This window comes from Phytoactinopolyspora endophytica (assembly GCF_004138495.1).
In the GTDB taxonomy this organism is placed as follows: domain Bacteria; phylum Actinomycetota; class Actinomycetes; order Jiangellales; family Jiangellaceae; genus Phytoactinopolyspora; species Phytoactinopolyspora endophytica.
The window spans coordinates 4,703-10,870 of the sequence record NZ_ML142870.1; the positions used below are offsets into that span (position 1 = coordinate 4,703).

The 6,168-nt window shown below is 66.2% G+C and carries 7 protein-coding genes; 4 read left to right on the plus strand and 3 right to left on the minus strand.

Annotated elements, in window-relative coordinates; translation table 11 throughout:
* Positions 1 to 102 precede the first annotated feature (102 nt).
* The 3 genes from ELR45_RS29525 (at position 103) to ELR45_RS29535 (ending at position 2,636) form a co-directional block, all read left to right on the plus strand.
* On the plus strand, positions 103 to 534 hold the full coding sequence (locus tag ELR45_RS29525; protein ID WP_129669499.1) for a hypothetical protein: 432 nt from the start codon (positions 103 to 105) through the stop codon (positions 532 to 534).
* A gap of 25 nt (positions 535 to 559) precedes the next feature.
* Positions 560 to 1,771, plus strand: coding sequence for a fumarylacetoacetase (gene fahA, locus ELR45_RS29530; RefSeq protein WP_129669500.1), 1,212 nt, complete (start codon positions 560 to 562; stop codon positions 1,769 to 1,771).
* Between the two features lie 88 nt (positions 1,772 to 1,859).
* Positions 1,860 to 2,636, plus strand: a complete 777-nt coding sequence (locus ELR45_RS29535) for a potassium channel family protein (RefSeq protein WP_129669501.1) — start codon at positions 1,860 to 1,862, stop codon at positions 2,634 to 2,636.
* Between the two features lie 125 nt (positions 2,637 to 2,761).
* On the opposite strand, the gene ELR45_RS29540 is transcribed toward ELR45_RS29535, so the two are convergent.
* The 3 genes from ELR45_RS29540 to hppD are packed head-to-tail and all read right to left on the minus strand — an operon-like array spanning position 2,762 to position 5,411.
* The gene (locus ELR45_RS29540; RefSeq protein ID WP_129669502.1) at positions 2,762 to 3,685 is read right to left on the minus strand and encodes a cation diffusion facilitator family transporter; all 924 of its coding nucleotides are present in this window, start codon (positions 3,683 to 3,685) and stop codon (positions 2,762 to 2,764) included.
* A complete protein-coding gene (locus ELR45_RS29545; RefSeq protein ID WP_129669503.1) occupies positions 3,685 to 4,149 on the minus strand; it encodes an ArsR/SmtB family transcription factor in 465 nt (154 codons plus the stop codon). The genes ELR45_RS29540 and ELR45_RS29545 overlap by 1 nt, the downstream gene beginning before the upstream one ends.
* 47 nt (positions 4,150 to 4,196) lie before the next feature.
* Positions 4,197 to 5,411 (minus strand): 4-hydroxyphenylpyruvate dioxygenase, encoded by a 1,215-nt coding sequence (gene hppD / locus ELR45_RS29550; RefSeq protein WP_129669504.1) that lies wholly within the window; start codon positions 5,409 to 5,411, stop codon positions 4,197 to 4,199.
* Between the two features lie 155 nt (positions 5,412 to 5,566).
* On the opposite strand from hppD, the gene ELR45_RS29555 reads away from it, so the two are divergent.
* Positions 5,567 to 6,049, plus strand: a complete 483-nt coding sequence (locus ELR45_RS29555) for an Lrp/AsnC family transcriptional regulator (protein WP_129669505.1) — start codon at positions 5,567 to 5,569, stop codon at positions 6,047 to 6,049.
* Positions 6,050 to 6,168 lie beyond the last annotated feature (119 nt).

Genomic DNA, 6,168 nt, shown 5'->3' on the forward strand with positions numbered 1-6,168 from the left:
GCTCGATCATCTCCGCACCCCGGATCGCACAGCGAAACCCCGCGCGCCCGGCGGCCGTCCTATAGATGTCGATCCGCCATGACGTCGAGTGGAGTGACCCCGATGCCCACCAGCCCGGTCCGCCGGAGATCGATCACCGTCGTCGCTTCGGTGGCCGTGGTCGTCGCAGTGGCTGCTGGGGCGACGGCGATCGGTTGGCTGTCGGATAGCGACGATGACACGGTCGTCACCCAAGAGCCGTCGGCCGGCCCCACGGCGTCCAGCAGTACCGCGGACCCGGATGACCCGGGAGATCCCGACGACACCGCGGCACCGGCCACAGGGCCACTCACACCCGCCGGGGGCTTTCTGCCCGAGCCGATGGGCGGCCAGGAAGCGATCGACGAGCTCGGTGAGAACCTGGAGCGCGTGGCCACGATCAACGACATGAGTGCTGAAGAACTACGCGAGCTACTGCTCCGCGACCAGACGTTGCGTGTCAGTCCCGACGGTCACCTGTTCTACGTCGAGACCGCCACGCCGCCGTCGCCTTAGGCCGGGTTCGGATAACGTCTTGGCCATGACGGACAGGACGAAGAGCTGGCTGGAGATCCCGGAGGGAGCCCCTTTCGGGCTCCACACATTGCCTTACGGGGTGTTCTCGACCGAAGGGGAAGACCCCCGGGTGGGCGCGGCCGTCGGCGATTGTGTGATCGACTTGGCGCCGCTCGCCGCCGTAGAAGGTCTCGAAGGAGGCCACGTCTTCAACCAGCCCAGTCTCAATCCGTTCCTGGCTCTTGGCCGCCCGGCGTGGGAAGCGGTGCGGGGATGGCTGCTGGAACTGGTAACGGCCGAGTCGCGACGTGACCTCGTCGAGCCGCATCTGGTCCCACTGGAGGCGACGCGGCTGCACATGCCGTTCGACGTCGCCGACTACGTCGATTTCTACTCGTGCCAGGCGCATGCCGAGAACGTCGGCAAGATCTTCCGCCCGGACTCGCCGTCCCTGCCTACCGCCTGGCGGCACCTGCCGATCGGTTATCACGGCCGCTCGGCCACTGTGGTTCCGTCCGGGTCTGAGATCGTCCGCCCGTCCGGTCTACGCCGGGCCGGAGACGGCGTCGCGTTCGGCCCGTCGACGCGGCTGGACATCGAGGCAGAGGTGGGGTTCGTCGTCGGAGCACCGTCTGAACTGGGCAGGCCGGTCAAAGTCGGCGAATTCGCTGATCACGTCTTCGGCGTCGTCCTGGTCAACGACTGGTCCGCCCGGGACATCCAGGCATTCGAGTATGTGCCGCTCGGGCCCTTCCTCGGCAAGTCGTTCGCCACGTCCGTCTCACCATGGGTCGTGCCACTGAGCGCACTCGAACACGCCCGCGTCGAGCCGCCGGCCCGCGACCCGGAACCGGCCGGCTACCTGGTTGACACCGAGCCGTGGGGCCTGGACATTCGGCTGGAGGTCGAGTGGAACGGCACCGTCGTATCACGTCCGCCGTTCGCGGACATGTACTGGACGCCGGCGCAGCAACTGGCCCACCTGACCGTCAACGGTGCGGCAGTCCGGACCGGCGAGCTGTACGCGTCCGGCACCGTGAGCGGGACCGTGAAGGATGAGTGCGGATCGTTCCTCGAGCTGACCTGGAACGGCGACGACCCGGTGATCCTGACGGACGGCTCGCGGCGGAGGTTTCTCGAGGATGGAGACGCGGTGACCATCCGCGCCACCGCTCCGGGTCCGGAGGGGCTCCCCATCTCCCTCGGAGCGGTCACCGGAACGATCCGCCCGGCCTGAGCCGTACATCTGCGGGCATGAGAGCGCGATGACGTGCCCGATCCAGCATGTCCCCACGACGGCACGGCTCTGCTGATTACATAGGCCTATGCAGATACGCGCGCCGCACATCCCTCCCCGGGCGACGTTTAGAGCCAGATCCACATGGAATCTCGGGCTGCTGCTGTTCTTTGTCGTCCTGCTCCAGTTCGGCTACCCGGTCACGCTGCGCGGGGAACTGTGGACAGGACTGTACATGCTGCTCTACGCCGGGATGGTCCTCTTCGGGATCCTGACCATCCGCGACGAGCGACAGCCGCTCGTCCCTGTGTTCGTTCTCGCGGGGAGCTTCGCGATCTTCGCCACCTGGTTCTCGTTCGACCAGGACAACCGGTCCGCGACGCTCGGGATGCTGATCACGGTGGCGCTGTTCATGATGGCCTTGAACATCACGCTGATGAGGTTCATCTTCCGCCGTGGGCATGCGGTGGGCCTGGATCTGATTCTGGCCGCTGTCTGTGTCTACGTGATCTTCGGGGGCCTCTTCGGCGCCATCTTCAGTGTGATGGAGATCCTGGAGCCTGGAAGCTTCGAAGATCCGGCCACTCCCGGGGAGTCGCCAGCGTGGCAGCAGCTGGTCTACTACAGCTACATCACCATGTCCACGGTCGGATACGGCGAGGTCCTTCCGCTCACGCCCTGGGCACGTTCGCTGGCGACGTTCCAGGCCGTGGCGTGCACGCTGTTCCTGACCATCGTGATCGCCCGGCTCGTCGGTATCTGGTCGAGTTCTGCGCCGTCGCCTAGCTCTGCGCCGTCGCCTAGCTCTACGCCATCGCCGAGCTCAACGGACTCACCGAGCGGTGCCGCCAACGGCGATCACTGAGGACGAGGACCGCTCATCGACATCAGGCCAGCGGTGGCGCGACGTGCTGGCCGGCATGATCACACCGAGGGCCGGGTCTGGTCGCGGGTACGATCACGACCATCCGCTCCAGCTATTCCGCGGGCTCAGTCATGACGGGCGTATTCGTGGTCGACGTGGCCACGGGGCTCGATCTGGAAGGTACTGTGCTCGATGTCAAAATGGCCTGCCAGGCAGCCGTGCAGCCCGTCGAGGATGGACTCGTTGCCGCACTCGTCCAGCTTGAGCTCGTCGACCACGACATGCGCGGAGATGACGGGCACGCCACTGGTGATCGTCCAGGCGTGCAGGTCGTGCACGTCGACGATGCCTGGCACTTCCATCATGTGGCGGCGCACGTCGTCGAGATCCACTCCCTTCGGTGTCGCTTCCAGGAGCACGTGCAGCACCTCGCGCAGCAGCATCCACGCTCGGGGAAGGATCATCAGACCGATCAGGATCGACGCGATGGCGTCTGCTCTCACGTAGTCGGTGACCATGATCACGATGGCCGCCAACACCACGGCCATCGAGCCGAGCATGTCACCGAGGACCTCGAGGTAGGCGCCCCGCACGTTGAGGCTCTCCTGTTGGCCGCGACGGAGGATCAGCAGCGATGTCGCGTTGCCGATGAGGCCGACCAGGGCGGCGAGGAGCATGATGCCGCTCTCCACCTCACCGGGGTCGGCAAGCCGTCGCACGCCGCCGATGAGCACCAGCACCGCGGCGACGCCGACGACGACAGCATTCGTCATCGCTGCGAGAATCTCCGCGCGCTGCAGGCCGAAGGTGCGCTTCGTGCTCGCGGGGCGGGCAGCTATTACCGTCGCCAGTAGCGCCAGCCCGACGCCGGTGCCGTCCGTCAGGCTGTGTGCCGCGTCCGCCAGCAGCGCCATGGAACCGGACAGGGCCGCCCCGACCACCTGGGCCGCCGTGATCGACACGACGATGCCGAGCACGAGCATCATCCGCTTGCGGTACGCGTACGCCGCCGTGCCGGCTGCGTGGCCGTGCCCGTGCCCGAAACCCATCAGTGTCTCCCGTGGTGCGCGCCGTGTAGCAGACAGCCACGGACGGCCACTCCGCATGGGACCAGCGGCTCGGGTCGCTGAGGTCGATGGTGTTCAGGGCACAAGGTCACAGCGGAACCGGCCGCATCCAGCACCGTCTCGGCCGCCGCCAGCAACTCCCACAGCTCCGGCCGCGTCAGTGCGTAATACGTGGACCTGCCGTGCGGGTGGGCGTCGACCAGCCCGGCGGAACGGAGGCAGGCCAGGTGGCCCGAGACGGTGGACTGGGCGAGGCCGAGCTCGCCGGTGAGATCGACGACGCGACGCTCACCGTCGGACAGCAGCCGGATGATCGCCAGCCGGGCCGGATCGGACAAGCTGTGGAACAGCGCGACCGCCGCGCTGTCCGTGTCCCGCGTACCTTCGACGCGAGCACCTGCCAGCGCGTCCGGCTCCGTCGCGCTCTCACCGCGAATCATCGTCATATCCCGATGATAACGGTCAAGAGCGATACATCACAGCCTGCTTCGCATCACAGGTTGCCGCGACGTTCCTGCTCACGTTCGATCGACTGGAACAGTGCCTTGAAGTTGCCCTTACCGAAGCCGAGCGAGCCGTGCCGTTCGATCAGCTCGAAGAAGACCGTTGGGCGATCACCGATCGGCTTGGTGAAGATCTGCAGCAAGTAGCCGTCCTCGTCCCGGTCGACGAGCACTCCCCTCTTCTTGAGCTCCTCGACGGGTACGCGCACCTCACCGATCCGGGCCCGCAACTCCGGATCGTCGTAGTAGCTGTCCGGAGTGTTCAGGAAGTCCACGCCTTCGGCACGCATCGCGTCGACGGTGCGCAGGATGTCATTGGTGGCCAGTGCGATGTGCTGGCATCCCGGCGAGCCGTAGAACTCGAGATACTCGTCGATCTGAGACTTCTTCCTGGCGACCGCCGGCTCGTTGAGCGGGAACTTCACCCGGTGGTTCCCGTTGGCGACGACCTTGGACATCAACGCCGAGTACTCGGTGGCGATGTCGTCGCCGACGAACTCGGCCATGTTCGCGAAACCCATGACTTTGCGGTACCAGTCGACCCAGTAGTCCATCTGGCCGAGCTCGACGTTGCCGACACAGTGGTCGACGGCCTGGAACAGTCGCTTCGGAGCACCTTCCCGCTTGACGAAGGACGAGCTCCGCTTCTCATACCCCGGAAGGTACGGGCCGCGATACCGCGACCGATCCACCAACGTGTGCCTGGTCACGCCATACGTCGCGATCGCAGCGAGCCGGACCGTGCCGTGCTCGTCAGACACATCGCGCGGCTCGTCGAGGATCGTCGCACCCTGCTCCCGGGCATGAGCGACGCACGCGTCGACGTCAGGCACCTCCAGGGCGAGGTCGACGACGCCGTCCCCGTGCTCCCGATGGTGGTCGAGCAGCGGGCTTTGAAGCGACACCCCGCCCTTGAACACGAACCGGGCCGAACCGCTGCGAAGTACGTACGACTTGTGGTCCCGGTTGCCGGTCTCCGGCCCCGAGTACGCCACGAGCTCCATGCCGAACGCCGACTGGTAGAAGTGAGCGGCCTGCGTGGCGTTGCCCACGACGAACACCACAGCGTCCATCGCGGTCACCGGGAAGGGGTCCTTGCTCTCGTCGTACTCCACCAGTCCGACAAGGCGCTTGAGCTCATCCAGGTCGAGATCTGCCGCGCGCTCCTCCGGCGTGAGGACACGCGGCGCGTCGGTCGTGCTCATGGTCGCCTCCAGCGTCGTGAGTGCCGGGCCACGGTGCCCAGCGCCGCCCTTTTGGATGGACTCTGCCGTTGTGCCCGCGAGTTGCGCAACCATCACGCTAGCCAGTACGCAAGCTGTACATTCTGAGCATCTGATCGACGACTAAGCTATGCAATGTGATTGACACTTTGGACACGCGCATCATTGAGCTGTTCACCCGGGAGCCAAGGATCGGTGTCCTGGAGGCGTCCCGTCGGCTCGGAGTCGCACGAGCGACCGTCCAGTCCCGGTTGGACAAGCTGATCACCACCGGAGTGGTCCGGTCGTTCGCACCGACCATCGACCCGAGCGCACTCGGATACCGGGTGACCGCGTTCGCCTCATTGGACATCCGCCAAGGGGCACGCGAGTCGGTCGCCGCCCACCTCGACCGCATCCCTGAGGTCCTCGAGGTCCACACCATCACTGGGCAAGGTGACCTGCTGTGCCGGATCGTCGCTCGCGACAACGACGACCTCCAGCGCGTCATCGACGACCTCGTCGGCGACGCCGATATCGTCCGCACCTCGACGCTGATCGCACTGTCCACCGTGGTCGGCCCCCGGATGCTGCCACTGGTGCGCAGCGCCGGCGGGTACGCCCGCGACCACACTTCCTGATGCCGTGACCGCTCGTCACCTGCGACGTCATAGGGCGTCAGGCATCCGTAGTGCGGACCCCGCTTGCCAAGGCCCCCGGGGTGCAGGCTTAAATGTGCAGAGTGTCCAAACGTGCGTCG